The 26296-nt window shown below is 51.9% G+C and carries 25 protein-coding genes; 11 read left to right on the forward strand and 14 right to left on the reverse strand.

Annotated elements, in window-relative coordinates:
- The first annotated feature begins 9 nt into the window (after window positions 1–9).
- Window positions 10–1719: a D-lactate dehydrogenase gene (gene dld, locus E6P06_RS18845; protein ID WP_139935567.1), complete on the forward strand. Its 1710-nt coding sequence runs from the start codon at window positions 10–12 to the stop codon at window positions 1717–1719.
- 64 nt (window positions 1720–1783) lie between these two features.
- Here dld and pbpG read toward each other — a convergent pair whose 3' ends face one another.
- A complete protein-coding gene (gene pbpG / locus E6P06_RS18850; RefSeq protein WP_003027363.1) occupies window positions 1784–2731 on the reverse strand; it encodes a D-alanyl-D-alanine endopeptidase in 948 nt (315 codons plus the stop codon).
- A gap of 180 nt (window positions 2732–2911) precedes the next feature.
- Entirely contained in the window at window positions 2912–3499 is a 588-nt protein-coding gene (locus E6P06_RS18855) for a Yip1 family protein (protein ID WP_003840142.1), read from the reverse strand.
- 242 nt (window positions 3500–3741) lie between these two features.
- Between E6P06_RS18855 and E6P06_RS18860 the strand changes: the two genes are divergently transcribed.
- On the forward strand, window positions 3742–4311 hold the full coding sequence (locus tag E6P06_RS18860) for a DedA family protein (RefSeq protein WP_003027365.1): 570 nt from the start codon (window positions 3742–3744) through the stop codon (window positions 4309–4311).
- Between the two features lie 37 nt (window positions 4312–4348).
- On the opposite strand, the gene mdtQ is transcribed toward E6P06_RS18860, so the two are convergent.
- Complete coding sequence (gene mdtQ / locus E6P06_RS18865) at window positions 4349–5788, reverse strand: multidrug resistance outer membrane protein MdtQ (protein ID WP_139935568.1); 1440 nt, start codon at window positions 5786–5788, stop codon at window positions 4349–4351.
- A gap of 169 nt (window positions 5789–5957) precedes the next feature.
- Here mdtQ and E6P06_RS18870 point away from each other — a divergent pair, with 169 nt between their 5' ends.
- Window positions 5958–6692, forward strand: coding sequence for a bifunctional 2-polyprenyl-6-hydroxyphenol methylase/3-demethylubiquinol 3-O-methyltransferase UbiG (locus tag E6P06_RS18870; protein WP_139935569.1), 735 nt, complete (start codon window positions 5958–5960; stop codon window positions 6690–6692).
- Window positions 6693–6914: 222 nt separating this feature from the next.
- Here E6P06_RS18870 and dusC read toward each other — a convergent pair whose 3' ends face one another.
- The 6 genes from dusC to E6P06_RS18905 all read right to left on the reverse strand — a co-directional run bounded on the left by dusC (window position 6915) and on the right by E6P06_RS18905 (window position 12900).
- Window positions 6915–7853 (reverse strand): tRNA dihydrouridine(16) synthase DusC, encoded by a 939-nt coding sequence (gene dusC / locus E6P06_RS18880; RefSeq protein WP_139935570.1) that lies wholly within the window; start codon window positions 7851–7853, stop codon window positions 6915–6917.
- Between the two features lie 61 nt (window positions 7854–7914).
- Window positions 7915–9108 (reverse strand): 3-hydroxybenzoate 6-monooxygenase, encoded by a 1194-nt coding sequence (locus E6P06_RS18885; protein ID WP_139935571.1) that lies wholly within the window; start codon window positions 9106–9108, stop codon window positions 7915–7917.
- Window positions 9109–9122: 14 nt separating this feature from the next.
- A complete protein-coding gene (gene maiA / locus E6P06_RS18890; protein ID WP_003840131.1) occupies window positions 9123–9767 on the reverse strand; it encodes a maleylacetoacetate isomerase in 645 nt (214 codons plus the stop codon).
- 8 nt (window positions 9768–9775) lie between these two features.
- Window positions 9776–10477 carry a fumarylacetoacetate hydrolase family protein gene (locus E6P06_RS18895; protein WP_003845199.1) on the reverse strand — a complete coding sequence of 234 codons (702 nt, stop codon included), beginning with the start codon at window positions 10475–10477 and terminating at the stop codon, window positions 9776–9778.
- 15 nt (window positions 10478–10492) lie between these two features.
- A complete protein-coding gene (gtdA, locus tag E6P06_RS18900) occupies window positions 10493–11530 on the reverse strand; it encodes a gentisate 1,2-dioxygenase (protein ID WP_139935572.1) in 1038 nt (345 codons plus the stop codon).
- A gap of 11 nt (window positions 11531–11541) precedes the next feature.
- Window positions 11542–12900 carry an aromatic acid/H+ symport family MFS transporter gene (locus E6P06_RS18905; protein WP_003845195.1) on the reverse strand — a complete coding sequence of 453 codons (1359 nt, stop codon included), beginning with the start codon at window positions 12898–12900 and terminating at the stop codon, window positions 11542–11544.
- 126 nt (window positions 12901–13026) lie between these two features.
- On the opposite strand from E6P06_RS18905, the gene E6P06_RS18910 reads away from it, so the two are divergent.
- The 8 genes from E6P06_RS18910 (at window position 13027) to preA (ending at window position 19990) form a co-directional block, all read left to right on the forward strand.
- Window positions 13027–13935, forward strand: a complete 909-nt coding sequence (locus E6P06_RS18910; protein WP_003840122.1) for a LysR substrate-binding domain-containing protein — start codon at window positions 13027–13029, stop codon at window positions 13933–13935.
- Window positions 13936–14066: 131 nt separating this feature from the next.
- Window positions 14067–14465, forward strand: coding sequence for a CidA/LrgA family protein (locus E6P06_RS18915; protein WP_003027379.1), 399 nt, complete (start codon window positions 14067–14069; stop codon window positions 14463–14465).
- On the forward strand, window positions 14462–15157 hold the full coding sequence (locus tag E6P06_RS18920) for a CidB/LrgB family autolysis modulator (protein WP_003027380.1): 696 nt from the start codon (window positions 14462–14464) through the stop codon (window positions 15155–15157). Before E6P06_RS18915 ends, E6P06_RS18920 begins: the two co-directional genes overlap by 4 nt.
- A gap of 148 nt (window positions 15158–15305) precedes the next feature.
- A complete protein-coding gene (gene cdd / locus E6P06_RS18925) occupies window positions 15306–16190 on the forward strand; it encodes a cytidine deaminase (RefSeq protein ID WP_003027381.1) in 885 nt (294 codons plus the stop codon).
- Between the two features lie 134 nt (window positions 16191–16324).
- Entirely contained in the window at window positions 16325–17044 is a 720-nt protein-coding gene (gene sanA, locus E6P06_RS18930; RefSeq protein ID WP_003027383.1) for an outer membrane permeability protein SanA, read from the forward strand.
- Window positions 17045–17046: 2 nt separating this feature from the next.
- On the forward strand, window positions 17047–17286 hold the full coding sequence (locus E6P06_RS18935; protein ID WP_003027385.1) for a DUF2542 family protein: 240 nt from the start codon (window positions 17047–17049) through the stop codon (window positions 17284–17286).
- Window positions 17287–17519: 233 nt separating this feature from the next.
- Entirely contained in the window at window positions 17520–18761 is a 1242-nt protein-coding gene (locus E6P06_RS18940; RefSeq protein ID WP_139935573.1) for an NAD(P)-dependent oxidoreductase, read from the forward strand.
- Window positions 18755–19990, forward strand: a complete 1236-nt coding sequence (gene preA, locus E6P06_RS18945) for an NAD-dependent dihydropyrimidine dehydrogenase subunit PreA (protein ID WP_057063021.1) — start codon at window positions 18755–18757, stop codon at window positions 19988–19990. The genes E6P06_RS18940 and preA overlap by 7 nt, the downstream gene beginning before the upstream one ends.
- A gap of 57 nt (window positions 19991–20047) precedes the next feature.
- On the opposite strand, the gene mglC is transcribed toward preA, so the two are convergent.
- The 5 genes from mglC to yeiB form a co-directional block, all read right to left on the reverse strand.
- Window positions 20048–21058 carry a galactose/methyl galactoside ABC transporter permease MglC gene (gene mglC, locus E6P06_RS18950; protein WP_003027393.1) on the reverse strand — a complete coding sequence of 337 codons (1011 nt, stop codon included), beginning with the start codon at window positions 21056–21058 and terminating at the stop codon, window positions 20048–20050.
- A gap of 15 nt (window positions 21059–21073) precedes the next feature.
- Window positions 21074–22594, reverse strand: a complete 1521-nt coding sequence (gene mglA, locus E6P06_RS18955) for a galactose/methyl galactoside ABC transporter ATP-binding protein MglA (RefSeq protein ID WP_003027396.1) — start codon at window positions 22592–22594, stop codon at window positions 21074–21076.
- 71 nt (window positions 22595–22665) lie between these two features.
- Window positions 22666–23664 (reverse strand): galactose/glucose ABC transporter substrate-binding protein MglB, encoded by a 999-nt coding sequence (mglB, locus tag E6P06_RS18960; protein WP_003027399.1) that lies wholly within the window; start codon window positions 23662–23664, stop codon window positions 22666–22668.
- Window positions 23665–23956: 292 nt separating this feature from the next.
- Entirely contained in the window at window positions 23957–24982 is a 1026-nt protein-coding gene (gene galS, locus E6P06_RS18965) for an HTH-type transcriptional regulator GalS (RefSeq protein WP_003027402.1), read from the reverse strand.
- Window positions 24983–25126: 144 nt separating this feature from the next.
- Window positions 25127–26284, reverse strand: coding sequence for a DUF418 domain-containing protein YeiB (gene yeiB, locus E6P06_RS18970; RefSeq protein ID WP_032936667.1), 1158 nt, complete (start codon window positions 26282–26284; stop codon window positions 25127–25129).
- Window positions 26285–26296 lie beyond the last annotated feature (12 nt).

Here is a 26296-nt window from a genome sequence, read left to right on the forward strand (position 1 = left end):
GAGTGGAGAATGTCTTCCATTACAACAGATAATAAAGCTTTCCTGAATGAACTGACCCGTCTGGTTGGTCATTCTCACCTGCTCACTGAACCTGCTAAAACGGCCCGCTATCGCAAGGGATTCCGCTCCGGCCAGGGCGAAGCGCTCGCCGTTGTGTTCCCCGGCTCGCTTTTAGAGCTGTGGCGCGTTCTCAATGCTTGCGTCGCCGCTGATAAAATTATCCTGATGCAGGCCGCCAATACCGGCCTGACCGAAGGCTCTACGCCGAGCGGAAATGATTACGACCGCGAAATTGTCATTATCAGCACCCTGCGCCTGGATAAACTGCACGTCATCGGCAAAGGCGAACAAGTGCTGGCTTATCCCGGTACAACATTGTATTCGCTGGAAAAGGCGCTCAAACCGTTTGGCCGTGAGCCACATTCTGTGATCGGGTCATCCTGTATTGGCGCTTCGGTAATTGGCGGCATTTGCAACAACTCCGGCGGCTCGCTGGTACAGCGCGGCCCGGCATATACCGAGATGTCGCTGTTTGCGCGTATTGACGAACAAGGTAAATTGCAGCTGGTCAACCATCTGGGTATCGAGCTGGGCCAGACCCCGGAACAGATCCTGAGCAAACTTGATGACGAGCGGATTAAAGATGACGATGTCCGCCACGACGGGCGACACGCGCACGATCACGACTATGTCACCCGCGTCAGAGATATTGAGGCGGACACGCCCGCCCGCTATAACGCCGATCCGGATCGCTTGTTTGAATCATCCGGTTGTGCAGGTAAGCTCGCGGTTTTCGCCGTGCGTCTGGACACCTTCGAAGCCGAAAAAAATCAGCAGGTCTTTTACATCGGTACCAATCAGCCTGAAGTGCTGACGGAAATCCGCCGTCATATTCTGGCAAAATTTGAGCACCTGCCGGTCGCCGGTGAATATATGCACCGCGATATTTACGACATCGCCGAGCAATATGGCAAAGATACGTTTCTGATGATCGACAAGCTCGGCACCGACAAAATGCCGTTCTTTTTCACCCTGAAAGGTCGCACCGATGCGATGCTGGAAAAAGTGAAAATTTTCCGTCCGCATTTCACCGACCGGGCAATGCAGAAATTTGGTCATTTGTTCCCCAGCCACTTACCGGCACGCATGAAAAGCTGGCGCGATAAGTACGAGCATCACCTGCTGTTAAAAATGGCCGGTGGCGGCGTGGCTGAAGCACAAAACTGGCTCAGCGAATATTTCAAAACCGCTGAAGGCGACTTCTTTGCCTGTACCCCAGAAGAAGGCAACAAGGCGTTTTTGCATCGCTTTGCGGCGGCTGGCGCGGCGATTCGTTATCAGGCCGTACATGCTGATGAAGTAGAAGATATTCTGGCGCTGGATATCGCGCTGCGTCGTAACGACACCGAATGGTATGAGCATCTGCCGCCAGAAATCGACAGTCAACTGGTGCATAAGCTCTATTACGGTCACTTTATGTGCTATGTATTCCATCAGGATTACATCGTGAAAAAAGGCGTGGATGCACATGCGCTAAAAGAGCAGATGCTGGAGCTTCTGCACGAGCGCGGAGCACAGTATCCGGCAGAGCATAACGTCGGACATCTGTATAAAGCACCGGAAACATTAACCCGTTTTTACCGCGAGAATGACCCCACCAACAGTATGAATCCGGGTATTGGTAAAACGAGTAAGCAAAAGTTCTGGAAAGAATCGTAGGCCCGATAAGCGTAAGCGCCATCGGGCACGTTGCCGGGGGCGCTTCGCTTGGCCAGCCTACGGTTTAATCGTTTTGCGCGGTTTGCTCACCCGTAGCTGAACCTGCCGCCGCCATCTGCGCCGCTTTTTGCTTTTTGTAGCTCAGCGCTGCCGCCGGAACCGGCATCACCTTGCCGGTTTCAATCCAGGTGCGTAAACGGCTGGCATCGGCAAAGTGGGTATATTTACCGAACGCATCCATCACCACCAGCGCCACCGGTTTGTTATTGATCACGGTGCGCATCACCAGACAGTGGCCTGCCGCATTGGTAAATCCGGTTTTGGTTAACTGAATATTCCAGTTATCGCGGTATACCAGATGGTTGGTGTTACGGAATGGCAGCGTATAAGCCGGGTTGGCAAAGGTCGCCATATCTTCACGCGTAGTGCTTAACTGGCCAATCAGCGGATACTGCTTGCTGGCGATCAGCAGCTTGGTTAAATCACGAGCTGTCGAGACGTTATGAATCGATAAGCCGGTTGGTTCCACAAAGCGTGTCTGAGTCATGCCGAGCGCTTTCGCTTTGGCATTCATGGCTTTAATAAACGCGTTATAACCTCCAGGGTAATGATGCGCCAGACTGGCTGCCGCACGGTTTTCTGACGACATCAGCGCCAGCAGCAGCATGTCTTTACGGCTAATTTCACTGTTCAGTCGCACACGAGAGTAGATGCCTTTCATTTCCGGTGTCTGACTGATATCAACTTTCAGTTTCTCATCCAACGGCAGTCGTGCATCAAGCACCACCATCGCGGTCATTAACTTGGTAATCGACGCAATCGGACGCACAAGGTCCGGGTGGTTCGAATAGATAACTTTGTTGGTATTCAGATCAACAATCATCGCGCTACCGGACGCTATCTCAGGTTGAGAAGCCGCTGCGGTAGTTGCCGTTTTCGCCACGGCTTGGGGTGCAAAAGGAACGGCCAGCACCAGGGCAAGGCTTAATAATGAAACTCGGAATTTCAGCATGATGAGATTTCTGATAATGGTTCACGCACGTCACAACGCACACCGCCAGAGACTAAGTATTATCTCAAGCTAGCTCAGGCATCATAGCGATCCGGCAGGTTTGCCGCCACAGGAGAATCGTCTCGAAATGCTGCGTTGCTGACTTTTACGTCAACAACGCAGCGCAGACAGGTTTATCCGTCAGAATAATCGGTAGCCGTAACCCCACAGGATTACCGTAATAGCCAGCAGAACTTCCAGTACCAGCACACCGATCGCCAGCGTCGAACTGGAAAAACTTAACCCTTCCTCGCGTGTGATATTCAGGAACGTAGGTATACCGAGATAAAGTAAATAGCCGGTGTAAAACAACGCGATGGTCCCCACCAATGCGCACAGCCAGACCAGCGGATAAAGTGCGACCAGTCCGCTTAAAAACAGCGGCGTCGCGACATATCCTGCAAAAACCATACAATGCGCCAGCGATGGGCGCTGCGGGTAATTACGCGCCATCCACCAGATAACCCGTCCCATGACGGCGACGCCCGCCAGCATCACCCCGTAAAACAGAATTGCCATCGCAAATCCGGTCAACAGAGACAGCTTCAGGATATTGCCATCGCCAAAATTCCAGCCGATTTGCGTGGTGCCGATAAATGCGCAAACCACCGGGATTGCCGCCATCAGCAGTACATGGTGGGTATAGTGATGCGAAACGCTTTCGTTTTCGCTGTTGATCACGTGCATTTCACGATCGGGATGGGAAAACAGCCCCCAGACATGGTTCATACCGCCCCCTTGTTGTCAGCTCCGGACCTCAACACTTCAAGTATAATTCAGCTTTTGATTATTTTATGTACACAGAAAAAATACCGAAGCGCCGGGTAAAAAGTTTGTTCAGGCGTAGGCATGATAAGCGAAGCGCCATCAGGCATTGGAGAGCTGAGCGACCTTAAGCGCTACTACGCGGCTTTTCCGGCATCAAACAATCATAGGGTGTATGCTATTAGCAGTGGAGGTCATACAATCGTATGGATATAAATCATTATGTTGCGCAATACGGCTATGCTGCGTTAATCATCGGCAGTCTGGCGGAAGGCGAAACCATTACCCTGTTAGGCGGCGTTGCGGCGCATCAGGGCGTCCTGAAATTTCCCCTGGTGGTACTCTCGGTCGCGCTGGGCGGGATGATTGGCGATCAGTTGCTTTATTTACTCGGACGTCGTTTTGGCGGCAAAATTTTGCAGCGTTTCTCGCGCCACCAGGCGAAAATTGATTACGCACAGAAGATAATCCAGCGACGTCCTTACCTGTTTGTGGTCGGTACGCGCTTTATGTACGGCTTTCGCGTTATTGGTCCCTTACTGATTGGCGCCAGTCACCTGCCGCCGAAGATCTTTTTACCGCTAAATATTCTTGGCGCGTTTGTCTGGGCATCGTTATTTACGACTCTGGGCTACATCGGTGGTGAAGTGATAGCGCCGTGGCTGCACAGCCTTGACCAGCATATCAAGCATGGCATCTGGCTGGTGCTGGTTATCGGGATTGTCGCGGGCGTCCGCTGGTGGATGAAACGGCGAAGCACGCGTAAAGCGCAATGAAGATGGCCCGACAGCGGAACACCGTCGGGCCGATTAATCAGGACGCGTGATAACCGCCGCCCAGCGCACTGGTCAACTGAATTGAGGCATCCAGCCATTGGCCTTGCAAAAGCAGACCGTTGCACTGCTCACGTAATGCCGGGATCTTTGCCTCGCTGACCCTGGAGCCCGCAATAATACCCGCATTAAAGCGTGCCTGAGCCAGCCCCACTACGCGCTGAGCGTCATGTTCAATCTGCTGCTGATGCTGATTTTTCTGCGCTAATGTTTCTACCTGCGATGCAGCACGTGCCACGTCATTCACCGCATCCACCACCGCTTTGTTGTAATTCGCCACCGTCAGATTGCTTTGCGCTTTCGTAATATCGAGATTCGCGTTCAGCCTGCCGCTGTCAAAGATAGGCAGTGTCAGCCCGGCGGTTACGCCCATTTGCTGCGCGGAATGGCGGAACAGGTCACTCAGATGTAACGCATCCTGTTGTAAAAATGCCATCAGATTCACATCGGGATAAAACGCCGCTTTCGCCGCATCAATGCTGCTCAGCGATGACTCAATGTACCAGTGCGCCGCCTGTAAATCCGGGCGGCGGGCCAGTAGCGAGTAACCCAATTGTGACGGGAGCTGGCTTTCGACCGCGGGCAGTGGGGTCGAATGGAGCTTCAGGGCAGTGGACTGGGCATTGGTCAGCGCGCTCAGCCGTGCTTCAATCACCTTCATTTTGCCGCTGACATCATTCAACTGCTGCTCTGTTTTGCTGGAGTCAATATCAGTTTCAACGCCTTCCACTGAAGAAGTTAGACCGTTTTGATACAGTTGACGATCGACGCTTATCACATTTTGCTGCTCGCTTTCGATTTGCGTCAGTACGGTTTTCAGCGCCGCCTGCGTCTGCCATTCCCAGTAAAGGCGGGAGACACCGCTCGCCAGCAGCTGCCGGGTTTGCTCGCGCTCAGCCTCACGTGCCTTAACGGCCCCAATACGCGCCGTCACTTCAGCCCGATTTTTACCCCACAGATCCAGATTCCAGCCAGCGGTTAAACCAAAGGTTCCATTGGTGTACCACGGTCCTGTTGTTCCGGCGGCCGGATCGGTAATGGCAAACGGTCCCATCAGCCCCTCAGCTGACATTCTCTGACGCTCAACGTCTGCGGAGAAGTCGATCTCCGGGCCATCCTGTGCTTCCACAGCCTTAGCCTGCGCCTCCGCCAGTTGAATGCGCTGTTCCGCTACCTGCATATCAGGAGAATTTCGCAACGTGCTGTCAATCAACGCATTAAGTTGTGGGTCGTGATATGCCTTCCACCACTGGCTGTCCGGCCAGCCATTTTTTAACGCGGCAGGCAATGTGGTATCGACATTCGCAGCAGGGGTCTGCTGTGACAGAGACTGGCGGTCATCATGCATAGGCGCACAGCCTGCCATCAGAACAATAAGCGGCAACAATGCCGTGGTGATAAACACAGAATTACGATTCATGGAGATATACAGGTAAGAAAAGATGTGCAGAGATTACGACTTGTCGCTTTTGCTTTTTTAGTTACGCGTGGCAATACATCTTTGGCAATAAAAATATAAAATCAGAAAAATATACACCTCGCGAATAATATAGGTTAAATAGTTTTAATAATTAATGGATGGAGATTTTATGTCACAGAATATCTATGACGACCCTGAGTTCTTTGCCGGATATGCCACGCTGGATCGTTCAGTAAAGGGGCTCGACGGCGCGCCAGAATGGCCGACAATACAAGCGATGCTCCCCTCTCTTCAAGGCAAAAACATTCTTGATTTGGGCTGTGGATATGGCTGGTTTTGCCGCTACGCACGCGATAATCAGGCTGCCAGTGTAGTGGGACTGGATATTTCACAAAAAATGTTAACTCAGGCGCACAGTATGACGCAGGGTAATGGCATCGTTTATCAGCGTGAAGATCTCGAAACGCTTACCTTGTCCCGAAATTCCTTTGATCTGGTTTATAGCTCGCTTGCCCTGCACTATTTGCACGATATAGAACGATTATTCGTAACCATTTACCAGTCATTAACACCGGGAGGTATGTTGGTTTTCTCTGCTGAGCATCCAATTTATACCGCACCGCTTAACCAGGGCTGGATCAAAGATAAAACCGGGCAACTCTCCTGGCCGATTAATCATTATCAGCAGGAAGGTGAGCGCATCAGTAACTGGTTTGCTGAGGGCGTCAAAAAACAGCATCGTAAGCTGGCGACCTGGATTAATGCGCTGATTGGGGCCGGATTCGACATCGTTTGTGTCGATGAATGGGGACCTTCCGCGCAACAGATTGCTGAAAACCCAGCGTTAGATGAAGAAAAAGAGCGGCCGATGGTGTTTCTGCTCAGCGCACGTAAACCAGCATAACAGCGCCTCCAGGCAGAATGATTAATACTTTCCTATACTCAATCTGAACTTACCAAAAAAAGGAAAGTTAATGAAAATTCTGCTGTGGGTTATTCTGATTATTTTTCTGATTGGACTGTTGGTGGTAACAGGCGTGTTTAAGATGATTTTTTGATATTGCTGCCTATCAGCCAGTCCGGATAAGGCATTAGCATTTAATCCGGTCTGGCGCATCAGCTGTGTTCAAAGGGTAATAGCCTGAATCGCACGCGCGATATCCGGCGAATTGTTTAACGCACGAATTTCCTGAAACAGCGCGGTTGCCTCTGAATATTCTTTTCGCAGATATCCTAACCACTGCTTAATCCGCGCTACATGATACAGCCCGGTGTCCCCCTGCTTTTCAAGACGGGTATATTTTTGCAACAGCGTCACGACATCAGGCCACGGCATACGCGGCTCGTTGTATTTCACCACGCGGCTCAGGTTTGGAATATTTAATGCGCCACGTCCGATCATCACCGCATCACAGCCGGTGATAGCCATGCAATCCTGGGCGCTCTGCCAGTCCCAGATTTCGCCATTCGCGATAACCGGAATAGTCAGTCGCTGGCGGATCTCGCCAATCGCCTGCCAGTTAATATGTTCTGCCTTATAGCCCTGTTCCTTGGTTCGGCCATGCACCGCCAGCTCGCTGGCGCCAGCCTGCTGGACGGCATCAGCAATTTCAAACTGCCGATCGCTGTTGTCCCAGCCCAGACGCACTTTCACCGTCACGGGCAGGTGATCCGGTACCGCCTCGCGCATGGCTTTTGCTCCGCGGTAGATAAGCTCAGGATCTTTCAGCAACGTTGCGCCACCGCCGCTGCCGTTCACCAGCTTCGACGGACAACCACAGTTCAGATCGACACCGTACGATCCCAGTTCTACCGCGCGCGAAGCATTCTCCGCCAGCCACTGCGGATACTGTCCTAACAGCTGAATGCGAACCAACGTGCCGGATGGCGTCCGGCTGTTGTTATGCAGTTCCGGGCAGAGTCGATGAAATACTTTTGCCGGCAGGAGCTGATCCACCACGCGCACAAACTCGGTGATGCACAGATCGTAATCATTCACTTCAGTCAGCAGCTCGCGCACCAGTGAATCGAGCACGCCTTCCATCGGCGCCAGTAAAACACGCATATCGTCACCCGCAAAAAAAGAGGCGCTATGGTAGCGCCTCCGTTCGGGAGATTAAAGAGGCTCAGCGTGGCAGCAGGCAGTTATCTTCTTTCCAGCCGTATAACCATTCCATACCGCGATAAAATTCCGCCTGCGATTTGTCTTTCCACAACAGATTACGCACCTGACGCTCGACGCCTGCGGCATGGTAGACGCGTCCCATTTCGCGCGTTGACCAGACGATGCGTGCGGTACGCGGAATACGCACCGACTCATACAGCGCAAAGGCATCAGCCGCATCGCCGTCACACTGCTGTAACGCTTTACCTAGCGTGACAGCATCTTCCAGCGCCATACAGGCTCCTTGCGCCATATATTGCGCCACCGGGTGCGCGGCATCTCCCACCAGCGTGATGCGGTCGGTTCCCCATTTCTCTACCGGCTCACGATCGGCGGTTGACCAGCGCCGCCATGACGTCGGTTTATCCAGCATCTGACGGGGGCGTGGATGAATACCCGCAAAATAGGAGAGCACTTCCTCTTTGCTACCATCCTTCACCCCCCACTCCTCCTGCTGACGACTGTGGAAGGTCACCACCAGGTTGTACTGTTTGCCGCCGCGCAGTGGATAGTGCACCAGATGACAATGCGGTCCGGCCCACAATACCGGCGCGTTAATGCGCAAATCTTCCGGCATATCATCGCAATCAATCACGGCGCGATAGACCACGTGCCCGGTAACCCGTGGAGCATCGCCAATCAGAGACTGACGAACAACCGATTTTACACCGTCACAGCCCACCAGAATATCCGCCGTCCAGTTGTTGCCGTGCTCGTCAAATACCGTCACGTCATTCTCTGTCTGGCGAATATCAACCACATTAGTTGAAGTGCGATACTCAACGTTAGGATTCACCAGCGCCGCTTCCCAAACGCTGGCGTGAATATCAACTCGATGGATAACCGCATAAGGACCGCCAAAGTGATCGCGGAACGCCTGCCCGGTTTCAATCCGTACTACCTCTTTCGCATTTACCGCATCCATCATCGTGATGTGGTCGGTAAAAACGGCGCGTTGACGGGCAACTTCCCCCACGCCAAGGCTGTCCAGAGCAGAGAATGCATTCGGCCCGAGCTGAATACCTGCGCCAATTTCACCAATCTCGTGCGCTTTCTCCAGCAACATCACTTTAATGCCCTGACGGGCCAGCGATAGCGCGGTCGCCGCGCCGCCAATCCCGCCACCCACGATAATTGCGCGTGTCACTTTAGCCATTGTCGTTCTCCCTATCAGGCTGGAATTTTGTCTTGTTGATTCTCGGGCGCGGCGGCGATAAACGCCGGAAGTTGGGTACAGGCATCATATACCGCCTGACAGCGCGGATATCCGCTCAGATCGCAACCCATCCGCAACGCGTTTGCCCACTGCGGGATCAGACAGCAATCCGCCAGCGTCGGTGCGTCCCCCACGCAAAACGTCCCCGAGTGACTCTGGCGCAGCATTTGTTCCACCGCGCTTAACCCTTGCTGGATCCAGTGCGCATACCAGCGTTTTTTATCTTCTTCACTGACTTTTAACTCTTCGCTCAGGTAGCGCAGTACCCGCATGTTATTTACGGGATGGATATCACAGGCGATGGCATAAACAATTTCCAGCACCTTACTGCGCGTCGGGAAGTCAGCAGGCAGCAGCGGCGACTGCGGAAAGTGATGATCCAGCCAGTCGGTTATCGCCAGAGACTGCCCGAGTGATTCTCCGTCATCGGTCACCAGCGTCGGCACCAGCCCCAACGGGTTCATCCGCCGGTAGGCCAGTTCGTTCTGCTGACCAATGCGAATATTGACGCCCACCGTCTGGTAATCGAGCCCCTTCAGCGCCAGCGCAATGCGTACACGATATGACGCGGAGCTATTAAAGAAACTGTACAGCTTCATTATCCACCTCAGACAATCTTCACGGCGATGGGGGTTAAACCGTCTACGTTTCCGGTGATCACATCCCCTTTCACTACCGCCCCTACGCCTTCGGGTGTACCGGTGTAGATCAGATCGCCTGGCTGCAGTTCGAAAAAGCCTGACAGATAGCTGATGGTTTCATTCACAGACCAGATGAGGTGGCGAATATCGCTACGCTGGTGATCGTCGCCGTTGACCTGCAACCAGATTGGCGCATGGTTAACATCCACACTTTCGCTGGCTTTATGCAACGGCGCGATGGGCGCGGAGAGATCAAACGCTTTGCCGATTTCCCACGGACGCCCCATCTGACGCATCTCCATCTGCCGGTCACGGCGGGTCATATCCAGACCGGTGGCATAGCCCCAGATATATTCATGCGCTTTTTCCAGCGGAATATCGCTGCCCTTTTTACCAATCGCCACCACCAGCTCTATCTCATAGTGATAGTTATCGGTCTGCGATGGGTACGGCAGTTCAAGGATCTGACCAGCTGCCACCGGGACTACTGCATCAGCAGGTTTACAGAAGAAGAATGGGGGTTCGCGATCCGGATCAAAGCCCATTTCACGCGCATGAGCGGCATAGTTACGGCCCACACAGTAAACGCGGCGCACGGGAAATTGTTCATCGCAGCCAACCACCGGAACGGTAACAGGCGCTTGTGGTTCGAATACATATTGCGTCATTTTCTCTCTCCCAAATTAATAGCGTGCTTCACGGAACAGCCCCAGCGCTTCCTGAACCGGTCTGTCCGAAAAACTGAATAAGACGGTATCTTCGTGGGTCTGGAACGACACGCCGTGCCAGGTCGGCACCACAAAAATATCTTTTGGCGAAAAGTTGAAGGTCTCGTTACCGATGGTGACCTGCCCACTTCCTTCCACCACGTGATAGATAGTGCTGTCAGTGGTACGCGCCATTCGTGAGGAAAAGCCCTGCGGCAACAGTTGCAGGAAGGTTCCCATCGAAGGCATGGGATAACCGCCGGTTACCGGGTTGACGTAACGCATCTTGTAACCGTCCCACTCATCGGCGTCGCCCATACGGGTCAGGTCATGTAGCGCTTCACGGCTGCGATCGTAGCGATAGTTAAAAATCGGCGATGAGTTACCCTTCTGATGACGCAGCGGCAACATATTGGCCGCGTAGCGCGGTAAGTAATCCCCTTCCTGGCGCGTGACCGGCTGCTGATCTTCCGGGTAGTCTTCCGCAAAGCCGCAGCCCAGCAGGTTCACCAGCGGCAAATCCAGACCGTCCAGCCACACCACCGGTTCACTGCCCGGGTTGCCGTGATCGTGCCAGCGCCACTGCGGCGTCAGAATAAAATCGCCTTCATGCATCTGGGTGCGCTCGCCATCCACGGCGGTAAATGCCCCTTTCCCTTCGACAATAAAGCGCAGTGCAGACTGGTTGTGGCGGTGACTCGGCGCAACCTCGCCCGGCATAATTAACTGCAATCCTGTGTACAGCGTTGGGGTGATTGAAGACTGTCCGCGCAACATTGGGTTTTCCAGCACCAGCACGCGGCGAATCGCCTCTTTCGCGCCAATCAGATCGCCACTTTCTAACAGCAGAGGGCGGATCTCCTGATAGTTCCAGTACGCAGGCGCGCAATGTGCGTTCGGGGTTGGCGGCACCAGGCGGTGCAGCGACTCCCACAGAGGGGTCAGATTCTGCCCGGAAATATGCTGGTAAAACTGCTGACGGCTGTTCTTAACATCCTGATTCAGTTCAGACATAGGGATTCTCCTTATTCATTCACAACACCTGCGCGAGGCAGAGTATTTGAGGCAGAGGCCGACTGGCGGATAACAACCGTCAGCAGCGTAAGCATCACCGCGCTGATGGCCGCCGGGACGGCAATAATGAAAAACAGGTTATCGAATGAGAAATTCATCGCCATCATCACGCCGCCAGAAAGCGAGCCGACAATCGCGCCGCAGCGCCCCACCGCATTAGACCAGCTGACGCCCGTCGCCCGGCTTTGTGTCGGATATAGCGTGGCGGTTAACGCATTTAGACCAACCTGAGAACCGCTGATACCAATGCCGGTGCCAAAAATAGCCAGAGCCATCAACCACAGACCGTTCTCGCTCAGGCCAATCATGACGATGCACACTGCGCCCAGTGCATAACTCACGGCCAGCACGCGGAAAGGATTGTATTTATCCATCAGCATGCCCAGCGCCAGCGCCCCCAGCGTTCCTCCAATCTGGAAGGCGGCAGTTACCCATGAGGCATGCTGCAGATCAATTCCACGATGGTTTAACAGCGTTGGCATCCAACTGGAGAGCAGATAAATAATCAGTAAGCTCATAAAGAACACTACCCATAGCATCAGGGTAATGGGCAGCTGTCGCCCGACGAACAGCTGGCGAATGCTTCCTTTAGCAATCGCGGTGTCCTCGTTGAGATAAAAATGGGTAGTGTCATAACGTTCCCGGGTGATGGCGCTAACGGTTCTGGCAATCACGTTTTGCGGCAGTTGGCGACGAACCTGCCAGCGCGGGGATTCCGGTAGCGCAAACAGCAGAGCCACAAACAGCATGAGTGGTAGAACGCCTCCCAGCACCAGAATGCCGTGCCAGCCAATAACCGGCACCAGTTGCGCGCTCACAATCCCACCCATCGCCGACCCCAGGGTAAATCCACAAAACATCATGGTCACCAGCGCGCCACGCCGCCGCGCTGGCAGGTACTCTGACGTCATGGTGATGGTATTTGGCATCGCGCCGCCCAGACCTAGCCCGGTAAGAAAGCGCAAAATAACCAGCGTTTGTAGATCGGGAGAAAAAGCCGAAATCAGGCTCAGGGCGCCGAACAGCGCCACGCAGAGTTCAATCACCCGTTTACGGCCAAAACGGTCAGACAATGGGCCGCAGAGCAATGCGCCAGCGGTTAGCCCCAACAGGCCTGCGCCAAACAACGGCGCCAGATCGCCGGCAGTCAGCTGCCAGTGAGTACGAATGTCGGGAGCGATAAAGCCAATAGCTGCGGTATCAAATCCGTCGAGCATGACGACCAGAAAACAGCAAATGATAACGCGCCACTGGGTCTTACCGACGGGAGCGGAATCGATCAGTGCTTGTAGATCACGTTGATGAGTCATAGTGAATGCCTCAGTGCAGGTAGAGTAGATGTCTGTTTTGTTTTAGGTATGTTGCGACTTTGTATGTTTGGAGATGAAATGTACAATGGCTTTTCATGCAGAGGCATAACCTGGAGGTTATAGCAAATGGCAAATTGGGCGCAGAAACTTAAGTTGCAACACCTGCAAACGCTTATCGCGCTGGGCGAACAGGGAAATCTGACTCACGTCGCACGGATGATGAATATCACCCAGCCAGCGTTGTCAAAATGGTTATCACAGCTCGAAGATGAGATTGGCATCACCCTCTTTGAACGTCACAGCAAAGGCTTGCGTCCTTCCGAAGGCGGCAAGCTGTTACTGCAGCATGCCCAACGCCTGCTCAATGATATGGAACGTTCGCAATATGAAATCGCCCGTTTTAAGCAAGGCGGCCTGGTGGGAAGTCTGAAGATTGGCTGCTCACCCGTAGCGACCGACTGCGTTTCACTGGCAATACTGGGTTTGCTCAAAGAGTTGCCAACCCTGAACCTTAATATCGAAGAGAAAGTGATGACCCCGCTGCTGCACGATCTGCTCGCGGGTTCGGTGGATGTCGTCGTCGGTCGCGTCGGTGGCCGGGCGCTTCAGTTGCCGCTCAATTACCAGGTGCTGTATACCGAGCCGGTCTGTTTCGTCGCCCGTCCCGATCATCCCTTGGCAAAATATCCCTTGCTCACCTGGCACGATCTGGCGAACTGGCGCTGGATTGTCTGGCCGACAGGAACCCCTATCCGGATAAGCATTGATAACGCGCTGGTTGATAACGGCGTCATGTTGCCGGAAAACATCATTGAATCGGCGTCGATCAACGTCAGTACCAACCTGCTGCAAAGTAGCGATATGATCTCTATTCTTTCTTTGCGTCTGGCACAACGGTATGCCGCCCAGGGACAGCTGGCTATTCTGAATCTGCCGAAGATTGAACAAAAAGGCAGCGTCGGCGTATTCTGGCGCAACAACGAAACACCTACTACCGCCCTGAATCGTTTTTTGTATTATCTGGCACAGGCTTAGCGCGGAGAGTTAGGGCCATCGCCCGATGTTCCAGATATCTATTTCCTCTATGCTTAGAATTCATGATGTGATCGGTAGCACGTTTTTAAGTTTAATTGTATGATGAATCAGTCTCGTCAAGGGTTTCAACTATGAGCAAAGCACTGAACGTTATCTGGCAATATTTGCGCGCATTCGTCCTGATTTATGCCTGCCTCTACGCAGGTATTTTTCTTGCGTCGCTACTTCCTATCACCATTCCGGGCAGCATTATCGGCATGCTGATTCTGTTTGTCTTACTGGCTTTGCAGGTGTTACCGGCAAAATGGGTTAACCCTGGCTGCTACGTGCTGATTCGTTATATGGCCCTGCTGTTTGTCCCGATTGGCGTGGGGATCATGCAGTACTTTGACCTGCTCCGCGCACAATTTGGTCCGGTAGTGGTGTCCTGTACCATCAGTACGCTGGTCGTTTTCCTGGTGGTGAGCTGGAGCTCGCACATTGTGCACGGTGAACGCAAAATCGTTGGGCAAAAAGGGTCTAAAGAATGATGTCGTATATCTGGTGGTCGTTACCTCTTACGCTGGCGGTATTTTTTGGCGCACGTAAGCTGGCTGCACGATTTAAAATGCCGCTATTGAACCCGCTGCTGGTTGCCATGGTGGTGATTATTCCCATTCTGCTGCTGACCGGCATTCCCTACGATCACTATTTCAAAGGCAGCGAAGTACTGAACGATTTACTGCAACCTGCCGTGGTCGCGCTGGCCTATCCGTTATACGAACAGTTGCACCAAATTCGCGCCCGCTGGAAATCAATCATTGCTATCTGTTTTGCCGGGAGCGTTGTGGCGATGGTAACAGGTACAACAATCGCTTTGTTGATGGGCGCATCACCGCAAATTGCCGCGTCTATCATGCCAAAATCGGTCACCACGCCTATCGCTATGGCCGTGGGAGGCAGTATTGGCGGCATTCCGGCTATCAGCGCCGTATGCGTTATTTTTGTCGGTATCCTCGGGGCAGTATTTGGTCATACGTTGCTTAATGCGATGCGCATTCGCACCAAGGCCGCTCGGGGGCTGGCAATGGGCACCGCGTCGCACGCCCTGGGTACCGCACGCTGTGCAGAACTGGACTACCAGGAAGGCGCGTTTAGTTCTCTGGCGCTGGTTATTTGCGGCATTATCACCTCGTTGGTTGCCCCATTCCTGTTCCCGATTATTCTGGCGGTGGTGGGTTAACCTTCATTTTTTAGCTATTTATTTGCGATGCGTTGCACATTTTTCATTTAAGTTTCATAAGTTGCATACGTAATGGGATTTGGATCACATATAAAGCCATAACAGGTCCGTAAACTACGATTCCATTACATTGTTATGAGGCATCGCCATGCATCCACGTTTTCAAACTGCTTTTGCCCAACTCGCGGATAACTTGCAATCAGCCCTGGCCCCTGTTCTGGCGGATGCGCATTTCCCCGCCATGCTGACTGCTGAGCAGGTCTCTTTGCTGAAACGCGAATCGGGACTGGACGAAGACGCGCTGGCATTCGCTCTGCTGCCGCTGGCTGCGGCCTGCGCGCGTACTCCACTGTCCAATTTCAACGTTGGGGCTATTTCTCGCGGCATCAGCGGCAACTGGTACTTCGGTGGGAACATGGAGTTCCTGGGCGCGACCATGCAGCAAACTGTTCATGCCGAGCAAAGCGCTATCAGCCACGCCTGGCTGCGCGGTGAAAAAGGGCTCGCCGCCATCACCGTCAACTACACGCCGTGCGGCCACTGTCGCCAGTTTATGAACGAACTAAACAGCGGACTGGATTTACGTATTCATCTGCCGGGACGTGCGCCACATGTGCTGCGCGATTACCTGCCAGATGCCTTCGGCCCGAAAGATCTGGAGATTAAAACGCTGCTGATGGACGATCAGGATCACGGCTTCGCACTGCAGGGCGATGCGTTGACCCAGGCAGCAATCACCGCTGCCAACAGATGTCATATGCCGTACAGCAAATCCCCAAGCGGCGTGGCGCTGGAGTGTAAAGATGGTCGTATTTTTAGCGGCAGCTATGCTGAAAATGCTGCTTTTAACCCAACCCTGCCACCACTGCAAGGCGCGTTGAACCTGTTGAATCTGAACGGTTATGATTATCCAGATATCCAACGCGCCGTGCTGGCTGAAAAAGCCGATGCGCCGTTAATTCAGTGGGATGCGACGTCTGCCACGCTGAAAGCACTGGGCTGCGACAATATAGAGCGCGTGCTACTCGACTAAGTCGTGTTGCCCGATGGCGTAACGTCATCGGGCAACAGTGACTAAAATCCCCTCAATCAGATTGCTGTTTCTTGCGCTACGTCTTCGGGTAAAGTAGCCTGATTGAAATTCCATCCAAATAACGAGTTTTCTGCATGTTAAAGCGCGTGTTTTACAGCCTGTTAGTCCTGCTGGGCTTGCTGCTTTTGACTGTGCTTGGACTCGATCGGTGGATGAGCTGGAAGACTGCTCCCTACATTTACGACGAACTGCAGGATTTACCCTACCGCCAGGTAGGTGTGGTTCTGGGCACGGCGAAGTATTACCGCACCGGCGTCATCAATCAGTATTACCGCTACCGCATTCAGGGCGCATTGAACGCCTATAACAGCGGGAAGGTAAACTATCTGCTGTTAAGCGGCGACAACGCGCAGCAAAGCTACAACGAACCCATGACGATGCGTAAAGATCTGATTGCCGCAGGCGTCGATCCCGCTGACATCGTGCTTGATTACGCCGGGTTCCGAACGCTCGACTCCATCGTGCGTACCCGTAAGGTGTTCGATACCAACGATTTCATCATTATTACCCAGCGATTCCACTGTGAGCGTGCCTTGTTTATTGCGCTCCATATGGGTATCCAGGCCCAGTGCTACGCCGTACCTTCGCCAAAAGATATGCTCACCGTGCGGGTACGTGAATTTGGCGCCCGTTTTGGCGCACTTGCCGATCTCTACATTTTTAAACGTGAACCCCGCTTTTTAGGCCCACTGGTCCCAATCCCTACCATGCATCAGGTACCGGACGATGCACAGGGATATCCGGCAGTCACGCCTGAACAACTGCTCGAATTACAAAAGAAACAAGGAAAATAAGCATGGATGTACAAACCCTTTTCGTCGTGTTGGCCTTTCTGCTCATTCCCGTGTTTTGTTTTCGTGAAGCCTGGAAAGGCTGGCGCTCGGGAGCCGTAGATAAAATTAAAAAGAATGCGCGCGAACCGGTTTTCGCTTATCGCAATCAAGAGCCGCTGCAATTTTGGTCTTACGTACTGGTTTATGCTGGATGCGGGTGCTTATCCTTCGGTATGGTTATTTACTTAGTTTTTTATCGATAACGCATTTGCCTTTATATTAGCGTTTGAGAATAGCTAATATTTTGATAATAGTTACCATTTCAAGATAAGGGATTAATGCTGCCCGTCAGCATTTCCCTCAAACTATCTTCTATTTGTGAATCCTTTCACAGAATACTCTTCCTGCAGTGCTTAGCCTTAAGAATAGCCTTTTACTTTTTATATTTTGTTATTAACGGTTTGCCTTAATTTACTCAAGCATTAAGGAAGAAAATATGCCACAACAAAATTATCTGGATGAGCTCACGCCTGCTTTTACCCCATTATTAGCAATAAAAGAGGCTTCCCGCTGTTTATTATGTCACGATGCCCCCTGTAGTCAGGATTGCCCGGCGCAAACCGACCCGGGGAAATTTATTCGCTCCATTTATTTCCGTAATTTTAAAGGCGCAGCCGAAACTATCCGCGAAAATAATGCGCTCGGTGCGGTGTGCGCTCGAGTTTGCCCAACCGAAAAATTATGCCAGCGCGGGTGTACGCGTTCAGGAATTGATAAACCTATCGATATTGCGCGTCTGCAGCGCTTTATTACCGATTTTGAACAGCAGACCGCGATGAAAATCTATCGACCGGCAACAAAAACGCTGGGCAAGGTCGCCATTATCGGTGCAGGTCCGGCAGGATTACAGGCCAGCGTAACGCTGAGCAATCTTGGTTATGACGTAACCATCTTCGAAAAACAGGCTCAGCCAGGCGGCTGGTTGCGCTATGGCATCCCAGAGTTTCGTTTGCCGCATTCGGTTTTGGATCATGAAATTGCCCGTATCGTTGAAATGGGCGTGACCATCAAGTGCAATTGTGAAGTCGGCAATGCCCTTTCCGTTGAGCAACTCAAAGCAGAATATCGCGCCGTACTGGTTACCCCAGGTATGTCTTACGGCTCAACATTGCCTCTTTTTGAGCAAGCGAATCACGTTGAAATTGCCGTCGATTTTCTGCAACGCGCCCGACAAGCCAGCGGCGATATTACCGTCGCCAAAAGTGTATTGATCATCGGCGGTGGCGATGTGGCGATGGATGTCGCCAGTACGTTGAAACTGCTGGGCTGCCCGTCAGTCACTTGTGTCGCGCGTGAAGAACTGGCTGATTTTCCGGCCAGCGATAAAGAATTCAGCAGCACCCAGGCATTAGGCGTGTCGATTATTGACGGTTTCACGCCCGTGGCGGTAAGCGGAAATCAAGTTACCTTTAAGCACGTACGCCTGCCAGGCGAACTCACGCTAGAAGCCGAGCACATTATTCTTGCCGTCGGTCAACACGCTCAGCTTGATAATTTCGCCACGTTAAAGCCGCAGCGCAATCTTATCAATACGCAAAACTACCAAACCGCCGATCCGGCTCTGTTTGCTGCGGGCGATATTGTTGAAGGCGATAAAACGGTCGTTTACGCCGTGAAAACCGGAAAAGAAGCCGCTCAGGCCATTCATCACTATTTAGAGGGAGCTTGCTCATGTTAACGAAAGATCTTTCTATTACCTTTTGCGGCGTCAAATTTCCCAACCCGTTCTGCCTCTCTTCCTCTCCGGTGGGCAACTGCTATGAAATGTGCGCCAAAGCCTATGATAGCGGTTGGGGCGGCATTGTTTTTAAAACGATCGGGTTCTTTATTGCGAATGAAGTCTCCCCGCGCTTTGACCATCTCAGCAAAGAAGATACCGGCTTTATTGGCTTCAAAAACATGGAGCAAATTGCCGAGCATCCGCTGGAGGAGAATCTGGCTGCTATTCGGCGACTGAAACAAGACTACCCGGATAAGGTCCTGATTGCGTCGATCATGGGGGAAAATGAGCAGCAATGGCAGGAACTGGCCCGCCTGGTTGAAGAAGCGGGTGCAGATATGATCGAGTGTAACTTCTCCTGCCCGCAAATGACCTCGCATGCTATGGGCAGCGATGTAGGACAAAGCCCTGAGTTGGTTGAAAAATACTGTCGGGCGGTTAAACGCGGTTCGCCCCTGCCAATGCTGGCTAAAATGACACCAAATATTGGTGATATGTGTGAGGTGGCGCTGGCGGCAAAACGCGGAGGAGCCGACGGCATCGCGACCATCAATACGGTTAAATCCATCACTAATATCGACCTGAACAGGAAAATCGGGATGCCGGTCGTCAACGGTAAATCCAGTATTTCCGGCTACTCCGGCAAGGCCGTTAAACCTATTGCTTTGAGATTTATCCAACAACTACGCATGCACCCTGAACTGCGGGATTTTCCGATTAGCGGCATTGGAGGAATTGAGACCTGGGAAGATGCCGCCGAGTTTTTACTGTTAGGCGCGGCCACGCTGCAGGTGACCACCGGGATCATGCAGTATGGATATCGGATTGTGGAGGACATGATCAGCGGGCTGTCACATTACCTCGCCGATCAAGGGTTTGACTCACTGGAGGAGATGGTGGGTCTGGCCAATGCCAATATCATCCCCGCCGAGGAGCTTGACCGTAGCTACATTGTCTATCCGAACATCCATCTTGATAAATGCGTCGGCTGTGGTCGCTGCTACATCTCCTGCTATGACGGCGGGCATCAGGCGATGGAATGGAATGAGGAAACCCGTACACCGCACTGCAATACGGAAAAATGTGTGGGATGTTTATTGTGCGGTCACGTTTGCCCGGTAGCCTGTATTGATCTGGGCGAGGTGAAATTTAAACCCGGAGAGAAAGAACATGCGTTAACGTTGTAACGCAGATAAAAAAGCCCGGTGCAGGTTGCGCTGCACCGGGCTTTTTACATTGTACGATTACTTCTTACGCGCGTACTTCAGTGAGTCCAGCGCGACCGCGAAGATGATAATGCCGCCCTTGATAATATACTGCCAGTAAGGGTTTACGCCGATGTAGGTCAGACCGTAGTTGATGACGGTGAAGATAATCACACCGGTCACCACGCCAAACACGGTACCTACCCCGCCGCTGAACGACACGCCACCAACCACGCACGCCGCAATCGCATCCAGCTCATACATAAAGCCGAGGTTGTTGGTCGCCGAGCCGATACGCCCGGCTTCCAGCAAACCACCGAAGGCATAGAACACGCCAGACAACGCATAGATAATCAACAGGTTCAGCGCAACGTTTACCCCAGACACTTTCGCAGCTTCCGGGTTTCCGCCGATGGCGAAAATGTTTTTACCGAAGCGGGTCTTGTTCCACAGCACCCACACAAAGGCCACGGCAATCAGCGCGTAGAAGGTGATGTAGGAGAGTCGGAAACTGCCCAGTGCAATAAAGCCCTGTGCAAAGGTTGAAAATCCGCTGTCAAAGCCAGAGATTGGCGATGCGCCGACGAAGTCGTAGTACAGGGAGTTGATCCCGTAAACGATAATCATCGTACCCAGGGTGGTGATAAACGGCGTCACGTTCAGGTAAGCAATGATAATACCGTTCACCAGACCGATAATGGCACCAATTACGCAGACAATCAGCACCACTACAATGATCGGCATCGTCGCCATTTCCGGGAACACCTTGTTGGCATTCTCCATCGACTGCAACAAAGTCGCTGCCACCACTGCCGCCAGGCCAACCTGACGCCCCGCCGACAGGTCGGTCCCTTGGGTAACAATCAGTCCAGCCACACCCAATGCGATAATAATACGCACCGAGGATTGTGTGAGAATATTACTCAGGTTCAGTAAGCTTAAGAAAGTGGGATCCTGGAAAATAATAATCGCCAGCAAAACCAAAAGAACAACGTAAATTCCGCCTTCTTTCAGGTAAGTAAGAAAACTTTTCTTATTTAACGCACTCATGAGGAGCCCCTAATCTTAAAGGTGCAAAGACGCAAGACGGAGGATTTCGTTTTGCGTTGTTGTTTTAGTGTCAACAATTCCGGCAACGAGACCATTGCTCATCACCAGAATACGATCGGTAATACCCAGCAGCTCCGGCATTTCAGAGGAAATAATAATAATCCCCTTATCCTTTTTCGCGAGTTCGGCAATTAACTGGTAAATTTCAAATTTCGCGCCAACATCGATTCCACGCGTCGGTTCATCCAGCATCAGAATTTCTGGCTGCGTTAATAACCAACGGCCAATAACCACCTTTTGCTGATTACCGCCAGAAAGTGAACCGATTTGCGTACGATGGCCCGGTGTTTTCACCCTCATGGAGTCAATTACCCACTGGGTGTCACTCTTCATGCGGGAATTATCCAACAGACCGACTTTGTTTTTGTAATTTTGGATATTAGAAATTAACGAGTTAAAACCAATGTCCAGATACGCATAAATACCGGTTGAGCGGCGCTCTTCCGTGACCAGCGCAAAACCATGGTTGATGGCTTCATTTGCACTGTGGTTATTAATCTTTTTGCCGTGTAGCGTAATCGTACCCGATGATTTCTCACGAATACCAAAAAGCGTTTCAACAATATCCGTGCGTTTTGCACCCACCAGACCGGCAATCCCGAGAATTTCCCCTTTGTGTAAATCAAACGAGATATCACGAATCGACGGCTGACGCAGCGAGGTCAGGTTACGCACTTGCAGAATGACTTCACCAGGTTTGTTTTCTTTATCCGGAAAACGTTGGTTCAGTGAACGCCCTACCATCATGGCGATGATCTTATCCATATCCAGCCCTTCCAGCGGCTGGGTCGCAATCCACTGGCCGTCGCGTAGAACGGTAATTTCATCACACAGCTGGAAGATTTCTTCCATTTTGTGAGAAATATAAACAATACCGCATCCACGCTCTTTCAGCTTACGGATGATGGTGAACAGATGATTAACTTCTTTCTCGGTTAACGATGAAGTTGGTTCATCCATGATGACGATTTTGGCGTCATAGGAGAACGCCTTCGCAATTTCAATCATCTGCATTTGTGAAACGGATAATGTGCCGACGCGCGCACGCGGATCGATATCAATATCCAGTTCATCAAATATCGCTTTGGTATCGCGGTACATTTTTTCCTGATCGACAAACATGCCTTTGGTGGGATAGCGTCCCAGCCACATGTTGTCCATCACAGAGCGTTGTAATACCAGGTTTAATTCCTGGTGTACCATCGAAATACCATTCTCAAGCGCTTCCTTAGCAGAATGAAAGTCGATTTCTTTACCCTGAAATAAAATACTGCCGGAATCTTTTTGATAGATGCCGAAAAGACATTTCAATAATGTTGATTTCCCCGCGCCATTCTCCCCCATTAAGGCGTGAATAGAATGCGGGCGGACTTTTAAATTGACATTATCAAGCGCCTTAACGCCGGGGAAGGACTTGTTGATGCCGGTCATTTCCAACAAGTATTCGCCTGACGACTGAGTATGTGTGCTGACCATAATTATACCTTGTTGGCCTTGCAGAGTGCGTTATTAAGGGCGCAATGAAATTGCGCCCACAGACGGAGTATTTACTTATTGGTGAACTCGGCCAGATTATCTTTATCGACACCTACGTACGGAACGCGAACAATCTTGTTCTCAATTTTCCAGTTAGTACCATCTGCCGCACCTTTGCCATCAGCCAGGTTTTTCGCCAGATCAAAGGTGGCTTTCGCCTGGTTATTAGCATCGTTCAGCACGGTACCGGCCATAGCGCCAGATTTCACCAGCGCCAGTGCTTCAGGCAGGGCATCCACGCCAAATACCGGTACGCTGGTTTTATTGTGTGCCTTCAGCGCTTCAACTGCGCCCATTGCCATCGCATCGTTGTTGGCGATAACGACTTCGATTTTGTTCGCGTTCGGACCGGACATCCACGCATCCATCTTATCTTTCGCCTGAGCGGTATCCCACATTGCAGTATCTAACTGCAGTTGCTCAGTTTTAATGCCTTTGTCGTTCAGCTCTTTAATCACGTAAGTGGTACGTGCTTCAGCATCCGGGTGTCCCGGTTCGCCTTTCAGCAGAACAAACTGAATTTTGCCGTCTTTGTTCAGGTCCCAGTTCGGGTTAGCTGCCCAGTGTTTGGCAATCAAATCACCCTGAATAATACCGGACTCTTTAGAGTCAGTACCGACGTAATACGCTTTGTCATAGCTGTCCAGCGCCTTACGAGAAGGTTCTTTGTTGAAGAACACGATCGGTACGTTCTGTCCGCGTGCTTTTTCAATGACCGTGCCTGCAGCTGCCGGGTCAACCAGGTTAATCGCCAGTGCTTTAACGCCTTTTGCCAGCAGCACGTCGATCTGATCGTTTTGTTTGGACTGGTCGTTCTGCGAGTCGTTCATCAGCAGTTGTACATCTGGCGCCGCTTTGGCATCTTTTTCAATAGCCTTACGTACCACTGACATAAAGTTATCGTCATACTTATAGATAGTCACACCAATACGGGTATCAGCAGCGTGCGCAGCCGCGCCGAATAACATGCTTGCCATTACAGCAGACAGGGTCAACACCTTCTTATTCATGGTATCTCCGGTTTTATTATGCAGGGTAGTACTTGAGATAAATGCTCGGCAGGCAGAACGTTACTGAAGTGTTACTGAACGCCGAAGCTCACTTTTAAAAATATTTCTTCCGTGTCTGGCAACGCTCCCAAAACAGGCTTTAATTATCGTTTAAGGCAGCTATACCTCGATGAAAGTGATTATTCACCGTTACATAGTAGTTACAGCGCAACAAACAGTGTCATCATAGCTATCGCATTGTTAATATACTGTGAATTTACTCACATATTGAAAGCGGTTACATCGCGCTGCGTTATAAGTTAGTGATCGGTGCCGCATTCTGCCGCAGCGCCACTGAATGGCGACGTACCAGCGTCGGCATAAAGCAATGCGTCGCCTGCGGATCCAGCGTGCCAGCCGCCCCCTGTAGTGCAAGCTCCGTCGCCATTTTTGCCATAGAGGCAATTGGATAGCGCACGGTGGTTAGCTGCGGATCGGTGTAACGCGCGATGGGAATATCATCGAAGCCAATGATTGAAAGGTGTAATGGAATAGCGATACCGTTATCTTTTAGCGCTGTCAGCGCGCCAGCGGCCATATTGTCGTTATAAGCGAAGACTGCCGTCAGTTGTAAATTGCGCCCCAGCAGTTCCACCATCGCAGACTCGCCGCCCTGCATATCGGGCGAACCGGTGCCGACCCAACTTTCTGCCGCAACAATCCCCTGCTCTTTCAGAGCAGTTAACCACCCTTCTTTGCGCATGGTGTCATCTTCAATGCGATGGCTTGATGCCAGATAACCGATGCGTTGATGACCATTATTCAGCAACATACGGGTCGCCATTTTAGCGCCGCTGATGTTATCCAGGCAGACGCAACGGTGGGCGTAACCCGGTACCAGGCGATTGATCAGCACCATGCCGGGGATTTGATCCATAAACTCGGCCAGTTCCCGATCGCTCAGTGCTTTAGAGTGTACAATCAATGCGTTACAGCGTTGGCGAATCAACACTTCAATGGCATGACGTTCTTTTTCCGCCTCATGGTAGCTGTTGCCAATCAGGACATACTTCTGATGCTGCTGGGCAACCATATCCACGGCTTTTACCAGCGCGCCAAAAAACGCATCTGATACATCCATGACGACAACACCAATCGTGTCGCTTACCTGCGTCGCCAGCGCTTGTGCGTTGGCATTAGGTCGATAGCCAAGCTGAGTGACTGCTTTCATTACCGCTTCACGCGTATCGGGACTCACTAGCGCACTGTTGTTCAGTACGCGGGAAACGGTCGCTACAGAAACGCCAGACTGCCGTGCCACATCACGAATGGTTACCATATTCACTGCCCTGTTTTAGATTGCGGCTGCCCGCAGACACCCCAGGCTGGGTATTTTGTCAGCACAATGAAACGGACTGCGTGAGTGATGTCACAGGAATGAAAGCGCTTACATCCATTTTGTTAATGAATGTGATCCAGATCGTTATCTGGATGTTCGCGGTAATGATGTCCCTGCAGCACGCAGGGTTAATTGACGCCACAGCCATTCCACCGGGCCCTGGCGGTAATAACGTAGCCATATCACGGAGAAAAGTAAGTTAATGACCCAGACCGGGATGACGAAATACAGCAGCTCCAGCCGGTCGAATTTCATAAATAAGCCGAATTGATAGAACAGCGTGGTACAGATTAAGGTTTGTAACAGATAGTTGGTTAATGCCATGCGCCCCACACAGGCGACGGCAATGACCCATTTTAAACGGCTAAGCTGCGGCCAGAAACCGTACATCAGCGCGGTGTAACCAATGGTCTGCATCGGCGCTCCCAGCTCTCGCGGGGCTTGTAACAGGAAAGCACACCAGCGGTAGGCCCAGTCCAGATTCCACTGAGCGATGATAGCAGGCAGGTTTATCGCCATCCCAATAATGACCAGCAGCACGCCGGTACGTCGATAGTGCTGCAAACTGTACTGCCCTTTTAGCCAACCGCTGCGCATTAATGCCGCGCCGAGCAGCATCATCCCCGCCAGTTGCCAGCCGTACTGAGCACCCAACGCCAGCAAGCTATTGGACATCATATCCACGCGATTGCTGATTGCTTCCATTCCGCCGTTCACTTTCCAGTATTTTTCATACAGCAACGCTGAAGCATCCGGCGTCCAGGCGCGGCTGGTTTCGCTCCCGGAGATCACACCCAACAGCAGCAGTACGCCAACGCCCACCAGATACAGCAGCACACCAGTGTTAAATAAGCTTTTTACCGACGGCGCATCCCGGATCAGCCGCCAGCAAATCAGGCCGATCAAGCCATATGCCAGCAGGATATCGCCATCCCAGAAGAGTAAACCGTGAATAAAACCCAATAACACCAGCAGCGTAAGCCGTGACTGGATCCAGCGTTTACCGCGTGGGAGCAGCATTTGCAGACCGGCACCGAACAGCAGCGCAAACAGCGTGAGGAATTTTACCTGCGCAAAGAGATCGAGCAGCGCCCAGGTCCAGGCATCGGATAAGGTGATGTCGCCATACCACGCAGGATTGAGATATGCCGCCTTTGGCAAGCCAAAGGCGCTAATATTGAGAAGCAGGATACCAAGAATGGCGACGCCACGAATAAAATCCAGCGTGACATTACGCTCCATGGTTCCTGCCCT

Source organism: Citrobacter sp. CF971 (assembly GCF_006385635.1).
In the GTDB taxonomy this organism is placed as follows: domain Bacteria; phylum Pseudomonadota; class Gammaproteobacteria; order Enterobacterales; family Enterobacteriaceae; genus Citrobacter; species Citrobacter freundii.